The organism is Dendronalium phyllosphericum CENA369 (assembly GCF_016056275.1).
GTDB classification, from domain to species: domain Bacteria; phylum Cyanobacteriota; class Cyanobacteriia; order Cyanobacteriales; family Nostocaceae; genus Dendronalium; species Dendronalium phyllosphericum.
In genome coordinates, this window is record NZ_JAECZA010000033.1 from 1 (window position 1) to 17,359 (window position 17,359).

General features: G+C 41.5%; 12 protein-coding genes. 3 read left to right on the forward strand and 9 right to left on the reverse strand.

The genetic code is table 11. From position 1 onward, the window contains the following. Positions 1-30: 30 nt before the first annotated feature. Positions 31-1,179, reverse strand: coding sequence for a DegT/DnrJ/EryC1/StrS family aminotransferase (locus I8752_RS10515; RefSeq protein WP_214432290.1), 1,149 nt, complete (start codon positions 1,177-1,179; stop codon positions 31-33). A gap of 329 nt (positions 1,180-1,508) precedes the next feature. Here I8752_RS10515 and I8752_RS10520 point away from each other — a divergent pair, with 329 nt between their 5' ends. Continuing rightward, a complete protein-coding gene (locus I8752_RS10520; RefSeq protein WP_214432260.1) occupies positions 1,509-2,285 on the forward strand; it encodes an ABC transporter permease in 777 nt (258 codons plus the stop codon). A 124-nt stretch (positions 2,286-2,409) separates the two neighbouring features. Here I8752_RS10520 and I8752_RS10525 read toward each other — a convergent pair whose 3' ends face one another. The 4 genes from I8752_RS10525 to I8752_RS10540 form a co-directional block, all read right to left on the reverse strand. Continuing rightward, positions 2,410-2,790: a DUF2358 domain-containing protein gene (locus tag I8752_RS10525; RefSeq protein ID WP_214432261.1), complete on the reverse strand. Its 381-nt coding sequence runs from the start codon at positions 2,788-2,790 to the stop codon at positions 2,410-2,412. Between the two features lie 57 nt (positions 2,791-2,847). Then, the gene (locus I8752_RS10530; RefSeq protein WP_214432262.1) at positions 2,848-3,426 is read right to left on the reverse strand and encodes a hypothetical protein; all 579 of its coding nucleotides are present in this window, start codon (positions 3,424-3,426) and stop codon (positions 2,848-2,850) included. Positions 3,427-3,624: 198 nt separating this feature from the next. Continuing rightward, positions 3,625-4,200 carry an RdgB/HAM1 family non-canonical purine NTP pyrophosphatase gene (gene rdgB / locus I8752_RS10535; protein WP_214432263.1) on the reverse strand — a complete coding sequence of 192 codons (576 nt, stop codon included), beginning with the start codon at positions 4,198-4,200 and terminating at the stop codon, positions 3,625-3,627. 290 nt (positions 4,201-4,490) lie between these two features. Next, complete coding sequence (locus I8752_RS10540; RefSeq protein WP_214432264.1) at positions 4,491-5,927, reverse strand: phosphoglucomutase/phosphomannomutase family protein; 1,437 nt, start codon at positions 5,925-5,927, stop codon at positions 4,491-4,493. Positions 5,928-6,480: 553 nt separating this feature from the next. Here I8752_RS10540 and I8752_RS10545 point away from each other — a divergent pair. Next, the gene (locus I8752_RS10545) at positions 6,481-7,788 is read left to right on the forward strand and encodes an amino acid permease (protein ID WP_214432265.1); all 1,308 of its coding nucleotides are present in this window, start codon (positions 6,481-6,483) and stop codon (positions 7,786-7,788) included. 124 nt (positions 7,789-7,912) lie between these two features. Here the strand turns inward: I8752_RS10545 and I8752_RS10550 are convergent, their stop codons facing one another. From I8752_RS10550 to I8752_RS10565, 4 genes are all read right to left on the reverse strand, one after another. Then, positions 7,913-11,998 carry a WD40 domain-containing protein gene (locus I8752_RS10550; protein WP_214432266.1) on the reverse strand — a complete coding sequence of 1,362 codons (4,086 nt, stop codon included), beginning with the start codon at positions 11,996-11,998 and terminating at the stop codon, positions 7,913-7,915. Then, complete coding sequence (locus I8752_RS10555) at positions 11,995-13,299, reverse strand: P-loop NTPase fold protein (RefSeq protein WP_214432267.1); 1,305 nt, start codon at positions 13,297-13,299, stop codon at positions 11,995-11,997. The genes I8752_RS10550 and I8752_RS10555 overlap by 4 nt, the downstream gene beginning before the upstream one ends. 762 nt (positions 13,300-14,061) lie before the next feature. After that, the gene (locus I8752_RS10560) at positions 14,062-14,646 is read right to left on the reverse strand and encodes a hypothetical protein (protein WP_214432268.1); all 585 of its coding nucleotides are present in this window, start codon (positions 14,644-14,646) and stop codon (positions 14,062-14,064) included. Then, positions 14,646-15,278, reverse strand: a complete 633-nt coding sequence (locus I8752_RS10565; protein ID WP_214432269.1) for an AAA family ATPase — start codon at positions 15,276-15,278, stop codon at positions 14,646-14,648. The genes I8752_RS10560 and I8752_RS10565 overlap by 1 nt, the downstream gene beginning before the upstream one ends. A 217-nt stretch (positions 15,279-15,495) precedes the next feature. Between I8752_RS10565 and I8752_RS10570 the strand changes: the two genes are divergently transcribed. Beyond that, the gene (locus tag I8752_RS10570) at positions 15,496-16,875 is read left to right on the forward strand and encodes a cytochrome P450 (protein WP_214432270.1); all 1,380 of its coding nucleotides are present in this window, start codon (positions 15,496-15,498) and stop codon (positions 16,873-16,875) included. Positions 16,876-17,359 lie beyond the last annotated feature (484 nt).

The window sequence follows — 17,359 nt, forward strand, 5'->3', positions numbered from 1 at the left end:
CAATCCCCAATCCCCAATCCCCAATCCCTTTTACGCCAAACAATCTTTCAGTGCGTAAATCACTTGGTCTTGCTGTGGTTGTGCCAGTTCTGGGAACATGGGCAATGATAAGACTTCATGACAAGCTTGTTCTACTACTGGCAATTGTCCTGGTTGATAGCCGAGATGTTGATAAACTGGCTGCAAATGTAATGGATGCGGGTAGTAAACCATTGTACTGACTCCCCGTTCTTGTAATTGACTCCGCACAGTGTCACGGTATGTATTGCTAGAACCATTGCGACCTTGACTTGAGATGCGAATGGTATATTGATTCCAAACGCTCAGACCTCCAGCTACCTCTTGAGGTGCGATAATACCAGGAACTTGGCTGAGAAATTGCTGATAATAAGTTGCGATCGCTCGTCGTTGATTATTCCAAGTATCGAGATGACGCAGCTTAATTTGCAAAATAGCCGCTTGTAGAGCATCCAAGCGGCTATTTACACCAACTTCCTCGTAATAATAGCGATTTTTCTGTCCGTGTTCCTTTAGTACTCGCAGTTTAGCAGCGATCGCCGCATCGTTAGTTGTAATTGCCCCGCCATCGCCGCAACCACCCAAATTCTTGGTAGGGTAAAAACTAAAGCAACCAATATGTCCGATGCTACCAACTTTTGCATCGCCCCAAGTTGCACCTGTGGATTGAGCGCAATCTTCAATTACTGCTAAATTGTGAGATTGAGCGATCGCCATTAGTGCTGTCATATCCACAGGCTGGCCAAATAGATGCACTGGGATAATTGCTTTGGTTTTGGGTGTAATGGCTGCGGCTACTTGCTGCAAATCAATATTAAACGTAGTATTTTCTATATCAACAAAAATCGGCTTTGCACCTACGGCGCTAATTACTTCAGCCGTTGCTACAAAGGTAAAAGGTGTAGTGATTACTTCATCACCAACACCAATTTCTAAAGCTCGTAACGCCAAGAAAAGCGCATCTGTACCAGAGTTACAAGCTATACAATGAGTTACGCCATGATAGGCAGCAAACTGTTGCTCAAAGCTTTCAACTAAAGGGCCACCAATATACCGTCCAGAAGCTAAAACCTCTAAAACGGCTGCACTCACTTCTGCTTCGATAGTTTCGTATTGTTGCTTGATATCAAAAGCTGGAACGGAATTTACACTTTGGATCATGTGTTTTGATTTTATCTGAAGATACAAAGGATGCCCTTCGACAGTCGATTTTTGCTGATTTGAAGTATTCATAAAAAAGCATTTAAATAGCTGTCGCCCTGGATACGCATCAAAGAGGGTTATTACTGAGATTATTTTATGCTTAAGGATAGCATTGGTTGGCCAAAAAGGTAGGCATATCAACCAAGAGCCAACACTTTGAATTAAAGTTCCAAATGTGTCAGCTGTTTTACCTTGAAGATGGGAAATAGAAAAAAGATATTTTCATTCTTTATTGAATACCAAGTACACGGCGAACTGATAATAAAATTCCCGGAGATAGAAAACTCATGCAGGATTTAATCAAACTAGATTTAGTTGATTTGGCTATTGCTGTAGGATTGATGGCGATCGCCATTGGTTTATCTGCCTGGGAAAAATTAGGGCTAGAGTTGAATTTAGCGATCGCTACCGGGAGAGCTATTCTCCAACTACTTGTATTAGGATACGTTTTAGACTTCATCTTTGCTTTGGACAATCCTTGGGCGGTTTTGGCGATTCTAGCAATCATGCTGACGATTACGGCGATTGTCGCACGAAATCGGATCGGTCAAAAAATTCCCTATGTATTGCCTTTGGTATGGGGAGCAATTTTAGTGAGTACTGCTTTGACAGTGCTTTATACTAACTTTTTGATAATTCAACCAGATAGATTGTACGAACCGCGATATGTGATTCCTTTAACAGGAATATTATTAGGTAATGCAATGAATGCCGCTGCGATCGCGGGAGAACGTCTCGTTAGCACTCTTAACACTCTGCCTGTAGAAATAGAAACACACTTAAGCTTAGGTGCAACTCCCCAGCAAGCAGTTAGCCAGTATCGCAAAGAAGCCATTAGAGCAGCATTAATTCCCACTTTAAATCAAATGATGCTTGTAGGTATGGCTACCCTACCAGCAATTACTGCTGGACAGTTATTAGCAGGAGTTAAACCCCTTAATGCTGTCTCTTATGAAATTTTAATTATCTTTATGGTCGCTTTTGCCAACTTATTGACAACAGTCTTAGTAACTAAAGGGTTATATCGTCAATTTTTTAATTCTGCTGCTCAATTGGTAAAGTAGACTTCTTGCAGAAGTAGGAAAAGGGGGAAAGGTTTGTTATTTTCCCTCGCCCCTTATCCCCAGAGGGAACCCCACCTTCCCCAATAAAGATGCATCCTTACTTTTTCTATATTTTCGTCAGCAACTATTTAAAGAAAAAATGTTGTTTGAGTACATCTAAACGCGAACAGTTCCAATAATCAATATGGGAAATAATTAAATTATCTGAGTTGAGACCTAATTCACTCCAACCAGGAATGGAGATACGTGGTTTCCAAGGTAGGGGTGTATTCCAGTTGAGCGTCCACTCGGTTTTAATTGTGTCTCCCAAACGTTGAATGTTGTGCAAATCCATTTTGGGATTTATAAACCAAGTTTTGATGAAATTAATCATCTGTTTGTAACGTTCAACACCACGAAATTTATTTAATGGATCTTGAAAATAAACGTCTGGAGCGTAAATGCTGTACGTTTGATTAACTGGAAATCTTTGATAGTCTGCTTTGAGGATTTCAATAATATCCATAATGAATAGACGTATGTGAAAATTGGTGTAATATCTAGACAAGTGCAGATATGAATATTATTGAGGATTGATATTTACTTCATTCCATAAGCGTTCCAACTGACGTTGCCAAGCTGCTAACACTTCTTCTCTAGCGTCTGAAGTTTGGTCGATTTCTCCCATCAATCCTTCTGCATAATAGCGTTCTAAGCTTTGCATAGTAGCCTCAAGAGATTGTCCTTGCTGTTTTGCAGCCTGGATAATTTGCCGAATGCGGCTTTCAATCAGTCGATTAAAAACGTTATCTAAACCCGCTTCATGTAAAGACACAAGTCGAGCGATCGCACTGACAAAATCTGCATTTTCCAAAGTGCTATTATTGTGTTGAAATACCCCCCAAATTACGTTTTCATAAAAAGCGTAGCGTACTTCCTGAGTCTCATCAAAGTTAGCTTCTAAAAACTGTGCTAAAAACTCTTGGGCTTGTTGGATTGGTACTATCGGTAATAAAATTCGCAGCCAAGAATTATCATCAGAAAGCAGTACTAATAGTCGAAAACTAGAAGTATCTACTTGCCACGAACCAGGGGCCATTGCTTGAACAGAGGCTGCACCGAATAATTCTGTCAGCGTAGCGGCAATTTCTTCAGGTGTCATTTGAAATTTTAGATTTTAGATTTGGGATTTTATACAAAATACAAAGATGTAATACCAATTCGTAATTCCTAATTAACAAATTCTAGATATATCTCAGTTTCGGGGTGTAAATATGTTGCCGGATGCTAGAGAATTGGTATAAAACTAATATTAAATCTGAGCATGAGTGCAATAACTTGCACTCCTAATGATTACGGATTACGAAACTGTACTCAGTTGTGGGAGTAAAGCTGTAAAAGCCTTGCCTCGATGGCTAATCGATCTTTTCAACTGTGGTGTCATCTCAGCAAAGGTCAATTGCTTTTCTGGAACATAAAAAATTGGATCGTAGCCGAAACCGCCATTACCGCGTGGTTCATAGAGGATTTCACCACGACAAATACCTTCTGATTGTAGAGCAATTGTACCATCAGGACGGGCGATCGCTACTACACAGACAAATTGTGCTTGCCGATTGTCTGCGTTACCCAATTCCCGCAACAGCCTAGCAATACGTTCTGAGTCAGTTTTGCCGTAACGTGCCGAATAAACCCCTGGCACACCATTCAGGGCATCCACTTGCAAGCCAGAATCATCAGCAATTGCCCAACTTGCCGTTGCTTGAGCAATTTGGGAAGCTTTGAGACAGGCATTAGCAAAAAAGGTATCGCCTGTCTCTTCAATTTCCAATTCTTCAGGTTTGAGAGTCAATTCACAGCCAGAATTTTCTAGATAAGCTTGCATTTCTCGCAACTTACCTGGATTGCTTGTTGCGACTACAAGTAGTTTGGTCATGTGTCAGTTGTCAGTTGTTAGTTGTCAGTTGTTAGTTACGCCTAATGTGAATTAAAAAAGTCTCTTGTTCCATAAGGGTTTCAAGACTTGTTAAAAATCTTGGTTTTGGAACCATTGACGAAGTTACAAGGATTTCATTACTCAATTCACATTACACGTTAGTTGTCAGTTACTACTGACCACTGACAACTGACTAATAACTAATTTACCAAACTCAGCACTCAGCAACGCCACTTGCTACAACGGGGGGAACCCCCGCAACGCAGTGGCTCCTCAGCACTCAGCACTCATTATTCTGCCCACTGTTTCGCCCAAGCAAGAGTTTGATGCACTTGCTCAAGTGTCGGGGCTTCACAATAAAGGCGTAAAACTGGTTCGGTTCCGCTAAACCGAATCATTAGCCAGCTGTTGTCAGCTAGGCGGAATTTATAACCGTCGATGGTCTGACAATCAATGACTGCTTTGCCGGCAATTTCGGTTAAGGGTTGGGTTTGCAGTTGTTGCAAAAGACGCGATCGCACTTCCATACTGGCTAAGGGTAAATCAATGCGATCGTATGCGGAGTTAAATCCTGTTTGTTGTTGTAAGTGGCGATAATACTCACCTAAATCCAAACCAGATTCGACGATCGCCTCTAGCACATACAATGCTGACAAAAGTGCATCGCGTTCGGGAATATGGCTACCATAACCAATTCCTCCGGATTCTTCACCACCCAGCAATACTTCTGCTGCTAGCATTCTGTCGGCAATGTATTTATACCCAACAGGTGTTTCAAAAATAGACAGGTTATGCAATTTTGCGACAAGAGGAATCAAGTCAGAACCGCTAACAGTTTTGACTATCTCACCTTTAAAGCTGCGCCGTCGAGTTAAGTGGTCGATTAATATCGGGATTAACACTTGAGAACTCAAAAAATTGGCTTCTCCATCTACCGCAGCAATGCGATCGCAGTCTCCATCGAATACCAAACCTACAGCTAAACCCGATTTATCGGTTTCTCGGTGAGTTTGAATCACGTTGAATAGACGAGAAAGATATTTTGGCAGGGGTTCTGGCGCGCCACCTTCAAATAGAGGATCGCGATTGCTGTTGATTTCTTGAACGCGATTCCCCAATAGTTTCGCCAATCCGCCAGCCGCAGCACCGTGCATGACATCGACAAATACTGTCAGTTTGTCACCTGCGATCGCCTCCCGAATCTTAGTAATATTAATTTTTTTTTCTAGTGCTTGAGTGTAACTAGGCCAGGGATCGAACTTTTCTTGTTTGCCTGGGGTAGCGGCTGGTGGTACTCCATCCAACAACAGCGCTTCTATTTCTTTTGTAACTTCTGGCGAAACCGAACCACCAAAATATCCTTTGACTTTTAATCCTAAATATGCACCAGGATTATGACTTGCTGTGATTACCAACGCTCCCAAAGCGTTGAGTTGTTTTGCAGCCCAACTAAAAGCAGGTGTTGGGGCATAAGTTTCACTGAGTAAAACATCAAATCCGACAGCGGTGACAGCATCAGCCACAGCACGAGCAAAGTCTTCTGCCATAAATCGGCGATCGTAACCGACAACAATTGTCCGGCTTCCAACTGTAGAAAAATATGTATCATATAATACTTTTGCGGCGACTGGCGCAACCAAGGCTAGGCGTTCAAAGGTGAACTCATCACCAATAACGCCCCGCCAGCCGTCTGTACCAAATTTTATTGAGTTAGCTACAACTGGCATCGAGGTATCCTAACTGTCTACCTGAGGATTCTAGCATTCCTACAGGGTGGAAGGTAAAAAAAGAATCTAGTAATAATGTTGACTGATGACTCGGTAAGAGCTGTAAAGGGAAAGAGGAAGAAGTTTGTTTAATTCCTTATTCTTAAAAAATATAAGAAGCGATCGCAGTTCCGTATTAGCGATCGCCCCAATTAACCCCTAGCCACAGGAATCAATTAAAAAAATTGTATTTCTAGAAATGCAAAAGGGGTTGTGGTGGCTACCCCCTCACACCATTAACTCTAAAGCTCGAAAAGGCGATCGCTCGACCTAACCACAAGCAAGCGATCGCTTCAATAACATGAGTGTATATACGCCTTTTAGCGCAAATACAAACTACAACTAGTATTTTATCAGCCTCAGTTGCCTAATGCTTAAATTTTCCCAGAAAACAGTTTTTTCCTGTCACAGTCATCAATACAGCTAAATTCTGATTATTTGGGATTAAGAGTTTTTGCTAGGATTTAGTTACATAAATTAACATATTATTTTGTGGTGCGAGCGATATATCAACATGACCTTTATAAATACTGTTTTTAAGCCGCGCAAACAAGAAGTTACTCGATTGTTTTCTCACCTCGAACTTGATGGCAATAAGTTCAGCCATCAACCAGGTAGTGTCATCGGAAGTACTGCATTGCTTGTAGGTACGACAGTAGGTGCAGGGATTCTGGCATTACCTGCCGTGACTTTGCCATCTGGTGTTGTACCATCGACAGTGCTGCTGATTGCTGTTTGGCTCTACGCTCTAGTCTCAGCTTTGTTGATTGCGGAAGCGAGTTTGAATGCAATGCGTCTAGAGGGGCGTGTGAGTGTAGGCTTGTTAGCAATGGTAGAAAACACACTTGGGTTTGTGGGAGCGCGAATTGCTGGCGGTGCTTATTTGTTTTTGCATTACGCCTTGCTTGTAGCATATATTACCCAAGGTGGTGAGATTTTAGTATCTGTATTGAGCAAATGGGGTATGCAAAACGTTCTGCCTGCATGGGTAGGGACAGTGACTTTCACGTTGCTATTTGGCGGCATGATGTATTTGGGGCGCGAAAAATTTGTTGAGAAATTAAATAACGTTTTTGTGGCAATTGTCATTGCCTCGTTCTTGGGACTATTGTTGCTAGGAGTAGGGCAAGTAAAAAGCGTGCAGTTTTCATTTCAGGACTGGAGTGCGCTAGGAAGTGCTGCATCGGTAATGTTTGTAGCGCTGTTTTACCATAATGTTGTGCCAGTAGTTGTGACTCAGCTAGAAGGAGATAGGCGCAAAATTCGTCAATCGATTGTTATTGGTTCTCTGATTCCCTTAATTATGTTCTTGGCGTGGAATGCTGTAGTTTTGGGAAGCGTCAGTCCTGATGTCATACAGACAGTCGATCGCAAAATTGTTTTCGATCCGTTGCAAGTTTTACGAGCGGGTGTTGCCGGAGAATGGTTAGGAGTGCTAGTTACTATATTCTCCGAGTTTGCGATCGCCACATCATTCATCGGATTTGTATATGGGTTGTTGGATTTCTTTAAAGATATTTCCTTAGTTGCAAAGGATGAATCTTCTAGTCGCTTGCCGCTTTATTCACTTGTTCTGTTACCTTCGGTAAGCGTGGGGATAATTAATCCCAACATTTTCTTAACTGCTTTAGATTACGTTGGCACTTTCAGTATCTCAGTTTTAGGAGGTATCATTCCAGCACTGATGACTTGGAAGCAACGCCAACACTTAAATAGTATGAGTCAACCACTCGTCCCTGGTGGTAAAGTGACACTGTTGGTGATGATTGCAGTTGCATTTGCGATCGTTATCAAACAAATTCTGTCCATTAGTGGAGAATAAAACTATCCGAGAATTCCAAAAAATGGGATTGCAGAACAGTGGGATAAATTACTTGCTAAATAATTCCGCAAATATGCAACGCCCCAAAATAAATTGTCTTGCTCGAAGTTATTGACAGTAATCATCAGTCATCGCAGAGGTTACGGCTCTTACTCTCTTTGGGATTGTAATGTAGATAATTCCTCGCCAATTTGCAGCCGCGCACTACTAGTTCATTGAGATTTTGATTCCAATCTTTTTGCAAAATTACTATGCGGTCAAAACTGCCGGAAGCTAAAGTTTTGCCGTCGGGGCTGAAACTGACGCTCATCACATAATTACTATGACCCTTAAGAGTGCGTATTTCCTTTCCTGTAGTAACATTCCAGAGTTTAACGGTGTTGTCCGCACTACTAGAAGCTAAAGTTTTGCCGTCGGGGCTGAAACTGACGCCATAGACTTCACCGCTATGCTTGTCAAGGTTGTGTAATGCCCTTCCTGTAGTGACATCCCAAAGTTTAACGGTGTTGTCAGCACTGCTAGAAGCTAAAGTTTTGCCATTGGGGCTGAAAGTGACGCTATGGACCTCACCACTATGCTCCTCAAGGTTTTGTATTGGCTTGGCTGTAGCGATGTCCCAAAGTTTGATGCTTTGGTCAAAGCTGCTGGAAGCTAAAGTTTTACCGTCAGGGCTGAAACTGACGCTCGTAACATAATCGCTATGTCCTTTGAAGGAACGGATTGCTTTTCCTGTGGCAACATCCCAGAGTTTGATTGTGTTGTCAAAACTGCTAGAAGCCAAAGTTTTGCCGTCGGGGCTGAAACTAACGCTATAAATTTCACCACTGCGATCTTTAAGGGTACGTAGTTCCTTTCCCGTGGCGACATCCCAAAGTTTGATAGTCTTGTCATCACTGCCGGAAGCCAAGGTTTTACCGTTGGGGCTAAAACTAATGCCGTAGACCTTACCGCTATGGCCTCTAAAGGTGCGTATTTCCTTTGCTGTGGCAACATTCCAGAGTTTGATGGTCCGATCAAAACTGCTGGAAGCCAAGGTTTTGCTGTCAGGACTAAAACTGATGCGATAGACTTTATCACTGTGCCCTTTGAGGATAGATATTTTCTTTGTCCTAAAGACATTCCAGAGTTTGATAGTCTTGTCATCACTGCCGGAAGCTAAGGTTTTGCCATCCGGGCTGAACTTAACACTCCTCACATAACCGTTATGGCCCTTAAAGCAGTTTATTTCCTTTGCTGTGGCGACATCCCAGAGTTTGATGGTCTTGTCAGCACTACTAGAAGCCAAGATTTGACCATTGGGGCTGAAACTGACGCTAAGAACCCTACCGCTATGTCCCTCCAAGCGATCGCGCTCCTTCAGCCAATCAATTGCTTGTTGCAGTGCCCCTTCTACTCGTAACTGGGTATCATCTTCTACATTAGCCAAACGTTTTAGTGGTATTCCCGCCTTTAAACTGACGATTAGGGCATCAAACTCTTTCCCTTGCTGAAAAAGTAAATCTGCTTGGTGAGTAAGGGCATCGCTTTGACCGACTTGAGATTTTTCTGCTCGTTGCTTTTCAGATTCCGCTCGCCCTGTCAGCCAAAGTAATCCTAGTACTGCTAAAATTGAAACAACCAGTGCCCACTTGAGAATATAATTTAATTGCTCTTGGGCTTGCCTTCGTTGCTCTTGCTCTTTTCTCAGTTCTGTTAATAGTTGAAAACCCTGTTGTTGGCGAATAAACGATACTAGATAATCATGAACTAATTGATAGCGGTCAGCAGGAACTTCTGGCAACAGCAATACTAGTCCTGAGTTCACAAAAATTTCTAACACTAAATCTATTTTGTCAGTTTCTGCTGCTAAATCTGCTGCCAATTCAGCGCGAGTTTTTTGAGGACGAGTACCAGTTTCATCTGTCAGTAAATATAAAACTAATCTGGCAGCACGTTCATTGGGAGTTCCGCAGTCTTTGATTGCTGCTTCTAAAAATTGCTCGACGAGTTTTTCTTTAGTACCAAACTGGCGATATTCTTGGAGAGTTGTAATTTTAGCAGTTTGTAATTGCATTCCTACAATTTGCAACTCAATAGGACGTACTTCTCCAGATTCCCCTGCTAAATCATCTACTAATTTATCAATTAAGGCTGGCTCTAAGTGAGAGTGGGTTTTTTGATTTAAAACTTCAATCACTACCTTGGCATCTTCTGGAGAAAAGTTGCCCAATTCATAACGAATATTTTTATCGAGAATATTGTTGTTAGTTACAGTGAAATTTGCCAGGCGATCGCATTCCAATAAATAATGTAAATAATCTTCTCTTAAAGACAAAATAACTTTTACAAAAGGAATATCTAAGCAGACACGCAAAAATTCATAAAATTGCCGCCTATGGCTTTTGTCTGTATACACGAAGAAGAACTCTTCAAATTGGTCAAAACATAAAACGGTTAATAGATTGCGGTCGGCATTTTTTCGCAATTCTTCGATAACAGCTGCTTCGGAATCTAGATTAACAGGCAATTTACAGCCTTTTACTTGTTCAAAAGCATCTGCTAAAGACTGACCCAATATCCCTATCCAATCTGTATAAACTCGCAATGGAGTTACAGGTAAAGCATCTCGCTCGCCAATTGCTTGCTTTTGCAACGCAGGTATTAAACCTGCATTTAAAATCGAACTTTTCCCGACTCCTGATTGACCATGAATTACAATTAGTTTATGTTCGGTACTACTAATTCTAGTCATTAACCGCTTGACATCTTGTTGCCGACCGGAAACAGCAATTTCTTGGGCAATTGTCTCATGTTGATTCACTTGCGTGAGTGCGGGATTAATTGCCTGTTTCTGGGGATTTAAATAAGTTGCACCAATGAAAGCTCGAAAACCATACTGATGTTCGGTGCGGATTTGCTCTTGCTTAATTTTAAAAGCTTTTTGATATTCACCTTGTTGAAAGTAAAGCGATCGCAACTTTTCTAAAATAGAGATATACAGTTGCGGATTGTATTGAGGATTACTTTCTTCTCTCGCTATTTTTAAATTCAAAATAGCTTGTGACACTTGACCTAGACCTTGTTCTGATTTGGCTAAAATTAATCTATATAAACCCCATTCATATGGTTGTAAATTGGGAGTATGAGATAAAATTGTCAGTGCTTTTTGAGCCAGTTGATTGGCTTCTAAATAATGCGATCGCTGGAGCATGACCTCTGCCAAAAAGCCGTAATCTTGAGCTATTTGCAGCGGATTAACAAAATTTTGGTGCAGTTTCAAAGCATTCTGGGTAAGGTTGTATAATTCATCCCATGCTTTTAAGAATCGCAAAACTTCACCTAATTTACTAATATAACGAGCAACTAAATCTAAACGGCGTGCTTGGTTAAATATATCGATAGATTGCTGAAGATAATGTCTACTTTTTTCCCAATAACAGCGGTTTTCTAGCCAATTTTGTTCAGCCTTGCGGTAATATGCTAATGCAATATGTAGTAGTAAAATTCCTTGTCGTTCTAAATAATGATTTTCTTGCCAAAAACTCAAACTTGACTGATAGTATTCTAAAGCAGGCTCTATGCGATCGTGTAAGTATTCTTTCAACCCCAGTACAAACTCTAGACTAGCTTGCAATGCTGGATCTAATACTGTTCCACACCTTTGCAAATCTTTATGAGCAGTTTCTAGTTCTCGGCAAATTTGTGGATTTAGATTGGCATCATCAGCAAATATTTCATCAGTTTTTTGCTGTAAAAAGCTGATTAATTCATCAGTAACTAACACAAACTCAATAATAGTTGCCCAATTTTCTAAGTCAGTTGCTAATCTGATAAACTTTTGCAGAACTTGGTCATTAACCCACAGCAGCAACGGAAAGGGTAATTGCTTGCTAAACTCTTCCCTTACTTGATTTGCTGCGGTAAGAACCGTATCGAGTTCTTCCACTGCATCCAATCCAAAAACCATCAATGCATTTGGTTGTTCGTCTCTCAGTTCTGTCAAAATGCTTGTATAGAGAGTTTTGACAGAAGCAGGTAAGTGAATTTCTCGAATTGTAATTGGAAATAGTTCTTGCAATTGTTGCATGATGTATTTTTGCAAACTTCCATAATTACAACGCAACAAGATCAGCGAAAATTGACCTTGAGATAGTCTAATTGCCCGAACCAGAGTTTGCAAAGATTGTTTGTTGTCAACGCTCGCATCTTTTCGTTGATGCTGTTTATTCATAACATAAATTCTCTCGCTTCTCTCAAAATCGGATTGATATCAAACCAAGAACCATCCTCATCCCGATATTCAAATACAAACATACTGCGGAGTAAAACTTCGTATTTTTCTTGACCTCGAAACGTTTTGTTTTGCGCCACTTCAAGCAGTAATTGCCATTCTTCAGGAGTAATAGCTAAAGTTAGCTCATTCCGACGTTGTTTAATAACACTTTCTAAACATTGACGTGACAGTGGCGGATCTTCTTTTTGTAGACTGCGAAACAACAGCATCAGTAAGTTTCGCATATGACCACCACTAACTAGACACAATCGATCTAAAGTTTCTGGACTGTCAAAAACTTGAGTAATTAAATGACGACTTTCTTCCCAGTTAATACCAGGAAAAGCCCTCGCCATTACCATCTGTTGCAACAGTTTAATTCCTTCTTGGCATTCAGAACCGTCCCGTAAGTTGACGGGAACCATTGGCAATACTTTAGGGTCTACCCCAAATCGATTTGTTAGTCTTCCTAAAGCATTGGAAAAAATTAAGACTAAAGGAATTGTATAAACTAGATGACAATTCAGCTGGTTTAACTGTTCTCCACGTTCGACAAAAAGATATTCTGGCTGATAATAACCCGAAGGTTTCAAAGAATTATCAACTCGGTCGAGATTATCGACAATTACCACCAGTCCTTTTTTTCCTTGCAGTTGTAGTCGTTCTTTGGCAGGATTAAACAGTTCTGTATTGATTAATTTTAAAATGCTAGTGGTCCGCGGTTCTAAATATTGCCGCAATTGACTGCGAAGTTTAGGACTATCTTTAGTTTTGGCAGTAATTTTGGCAATACCTACAGATAATTGACCCTCTACCCCAAGTTCGATAGGTGTTTGTAAAAAATCGGCAATTTCAGCAAACAGATTTTGAAAATATCCTGGTTTAAGGTGTATTTTTGTTGCTTCTAGACTTTGACTTACTTCCTGCGCTACGCTCATTAAAATGTCTGTAACGTCAACATCTGCCATGTCTAGATTATGGCTAGACTCAAAATAAACCACATGAAATCTCTGCTTTTCTAACTCTGCTTTTAAGCGCAGTAACTCAGTGGACTTGCCACATCCAATATGTCCTGTAAATAGTTGACAGGTAGGATCGTTAGGTGACAGACGCGTTATGGTTCTTTCTAATTCTTCAATAATCTTGCCACCACGCACCGAGGAGAAATCAATATAATATTGTCGATCCTCCGCTTTGCTTACCACTAGAGTCTTGCTGGGGTTACATGCATGAAAAAATCTTCCTACATCTAGGTTCATGACTAATTACCCAACTCTAGACTTTTATCCAACTGTATGTTATTGATTTTCTCAATCAGAAGCCGCTCTTTCAAAGCAGATTTTTGAGAGCAACTCATCCATTTTTTTTATTCCTTTAGATCGATGAAAGTTGTGTTTGCTGGCTATAAATGAAATCAGAATTGAGGAGTCAAAATAGTTGAAGAATTAGGAACTAACTTTATTTATGAATGTACTTGTAATATCAAACCTTCTATAAATTCTGACTTCTGAACGGCAATTGCTGTCCTTCGGGAACGCTTACCCTCCGGGAATGGCTACGCCCAACAGCGAACAAGCTGGGAAGCGATCCAACGCACTGCCTTCTCCTAAGTTTTGGCGATTAGAAATCGCGCGCCAATTGCTCATGGGGAGCCACTACGGTGAAGCAGCCCACAACAAGAGTGGTTCCCGTCGTTAGCGAAGACCGAGCGTCTGGGGGACTGCCCAAGCCGTTCGACGAAGTCGTTCTCGAAGAGTAGGGTGGACGGGTTCCCCGGCATAAAGGAGGCAGTGCGTTGGGCGGGCAATGCCCGACTTGTAGACGCTTCTGCGGCTTCCCGCAGGGTAGCAACTGCCGTCAAGTGGCGTGGAAACCCCTAAGACCGCACTGGCTTGGCTATATAGACAAAACCCGCCTAAGCGGGTTATTTTGTTAAGTCCAAGTAGTTGGACTTTGTTTGTGTGGTGTGAATTCTATTCGCTCAATTATTTCTATAGCGGTTATCATTTGCATGAAGTACGTTAGTCATACAACCAAGTATTGTTAGCAAAATCATCATTGGTATCTGCTGGCTGTTCTGGCATTTTTTCAGCTATGCGATGTGATTTTCTGTAGGCAACAGGGTTATATTTTTCTTTTACTTGTATTGATGAAGATTTATTTTCTTTTACTTGTATTGTTGAAGATTTATTTTCCTTTTCTTGTTTTAACAAGTTGTTTTCTTCTATTAGTTTGGAATTAGCTTCTGCTAGTTGCAGTACTGTTTTTTTAGCGTCGTCAAGCTCTTTGGTTAGCCGCTGTGTCGATGCTTTTTGTTCGGATGCAGCGGATTTTAGCTCGGTAATTTGCTGCTGGAGAGTTTTTTCGTTTTTTTGCGATTGTTCGAGAGTTTCTTTCAATTCTTTGATAGTAACTTCTAAATCAGCCTTAGTCGGATTGGTACGCCGATTAGAAGTTAGTTCTTGTGTTTGCGTTGGCGATTCTTCTGCTTCTGAAGTATCTTCGGCAACTTCCACAGCAGCAACTTCGATCGCAGATTCGCTTTGTGTTGGTGTCAATTTTTCTGCTTCTTCTTGTAATAAGTCAGAGAGACGTTTCTTAACCATTATTTCCTCCAATCACGCTGTAATTCATCAGCCACGCGGCGGTAGTCTGACTCTGCCTCATTAGCATTGTTTCCTCGCCATTGAGTAATCGCCACACCCTCTAGTGCTGCTCGTTCGTGAGCTTTATATGCACGAATGAAGGCTTTGCAGGCAGGAATTCCCAGCCGCTGGAGAGTGTTTTGTGCTTCTATTGCTTCGCCTACACTCCGCATATCTACTTTAGTGAGTAGCACTTTATGGGGGATACCCGCAGGAACAACTGCTGTCTTGACTGTTTCAACAAGGACAGCTAAATCCATCGCTGCTGGGGGTGTAGGCAAAACTAGATAATCTGCGATCGCTACGACTGTGGCTAATGCTTCAGATTGCAGCGCCGGAGGCGTATCCACCACTACTAAATCGTAACCTTTTATTCTTCGTAAATCACTTAAAAGTTGCGGATCTGTTTCTTGAGATAGATCGAATCCCATGCCTTTCTGATTCCGTCCTACCCACCAACTGGCAGAACCTTGAATATCTGCATCAACCAGAAGTACTTTTTTCTTTTTCCCAAACTGTGCAGCCAGATTGACTGCGGTAGTCGTTTTGCCGACTCCTCCTTTACCGTTGAGAATAGCGATGATTTTTGGCACTGCTTAACTTTACCGACCCTGCCCTAAATGAATATACACTAATTCGTAATTCGTAATTCGTAATTCTTAATTCGTAATTAATATACGTAATATAAGGCTAAAAAATAGGTAATTTGTCATACTTTTTTGATTTATTCTTACTTACTTTGTCAATTTGGTGTCAGAACTAAAAAAACTCGTAACAATAAAATTCATCAGCCATCAATGACAAAAGTTTATGACAGTAACTCACAGTCTGCCCGATGGGCCAAAAATACCTCGTCTGCTGCGGCTTTTCAAGTTTATTACTCAGCCGGTGCAGTACATGGAGGATTTCGCTAAAGTCTATGGCGATAACTTTACTGTCTGGGGGAGTAGGAATGTGCATCTGGTGTATTTTAGTCATCCCCAAGCACTAGAACAGATTTTTACTGCCGATCCTAGCTATTTTGATACTGGTGGGGGAAACAGAATTTTACAATTTTTGCTTGGCGATAATTCTCTGATTTTACTAGATGGCGATCGCCACCAGCGCCAACGTCAATTATTAACGCCTCCCTTTCATGGCGAAAGGATGCGGGCTTACGGTGAAGCTATCCGAGAAATCACTCAGCAGGTAAGTAATGAGTGGAATATTGGCAAGCCTTTCCAAATCCGGGCTTCGATGCAAGAAATCACGTTGCGCGCGATTTTACGGGTGGTATTTGGTGTGGATGAGGGGCCGCTTTTTCAAGAACTGCGGCAATTACTCACTTCTGTGTTAGATTTCATGAGTTCTCCCCTGATGTCCAGCATTTTCTTTTTTAATTTCATGCAAAAAGATTTGGGTGCGTGGAGTCCTTGGGGACGAATTACTCGCTTACTACAACAAATTGACCAATTGATTTATGCTTTGATTCAAGAACGTCGAACTGAATCTAAGCAACATCGCCAAGATATCCTCAGTTTATTAATTTCTGCTCGTTATGCTGATGGACAGCCGATGTCAGATGCAGAGTTACGCGATGAATTAATGACAATGTTGGTTGCAGGGCATGAAACTACGGCTTCAGCTTTGACATGGGCTTTTTACTGGCTTGACCAGTTACCAGAAGTGCGGGAAAAACTGCTACAGGAATTGGATACTCTTGGTGTCAACCCAGATCCAAGTAGTATTAATAAACTTCCTTATTTGACAGCAGTTTGCCAAGAGACATTAAGGATATATCCAATTGTGCTTAGTGGTTTCTTCCGAATTGTCAAATCGCCAATTGCAATTATGGGCTATCAATTGCCGCAAGGAACAGCAGTAATCCCCAGTATTTATTTAGCGCACCACCGCGAAGCAGTTTACCCCCAGCCCCAGCAGTTTAAACCGGAACGCTTTTTAGAAAGGCAATTTTCGCCATACGAATACTTACCTTTTGGCGGCGGAAATCGTCGCTGTATTGGTCTGGCATTTGCTCAGTATGAAATGAAAATTGCTTTGGCAACGATTTTGTCGCAGTTTCAATTATCTCTGGTTAACAAACGTCCGGTGCGTCCGGTGCGCCGCGGTCTAACTTTAGCCGCACCAGCCGGAATGCAAATGATAGCAAGACCGCAGGTAAAGCAGGCAAATATTCCTGTTAGGGTGTGAGTAATTCCGTTCAGAAGTTTAGTTTTGGGCTAGTAGCCTCAGTTCGCTAAAGTGGACTTAAATCTTAGCTGAGTCCTCTAAAAGGGGACTTTAGCTTTTATTTGACGGCAGCTGCGATCGCTTTTTTAAGCAACGGTTAAGGGAGAATCATCCCAATACTGCTAAATGTTATGAAAATTTGGTAAGTCTTTACCTAGGCGAAGCCCACCGCAGCCATCGCTTCACCTCAAATTATAAAAATTCAAGTTCTCAGGCTCAACAGTCAAGCTTGAATCTCGAAGTTCCATCTTCATAACTCGAACTTCCATCTTCATAACTCTAACTTCCGCCTTCAGAACTCGAAGTTTCATCTTCAGAACTCGAAGTGTCGTGTTCCGAGCTAGTAGTTCCGAGTTCAAAGCTTGGTGTTTCGTGTTCTGAACTCGACGTGTCATGTTCCAAGCTCAAAGTTTCGCGTTCTCAGGGCAAATGATGGTGTTGTCAA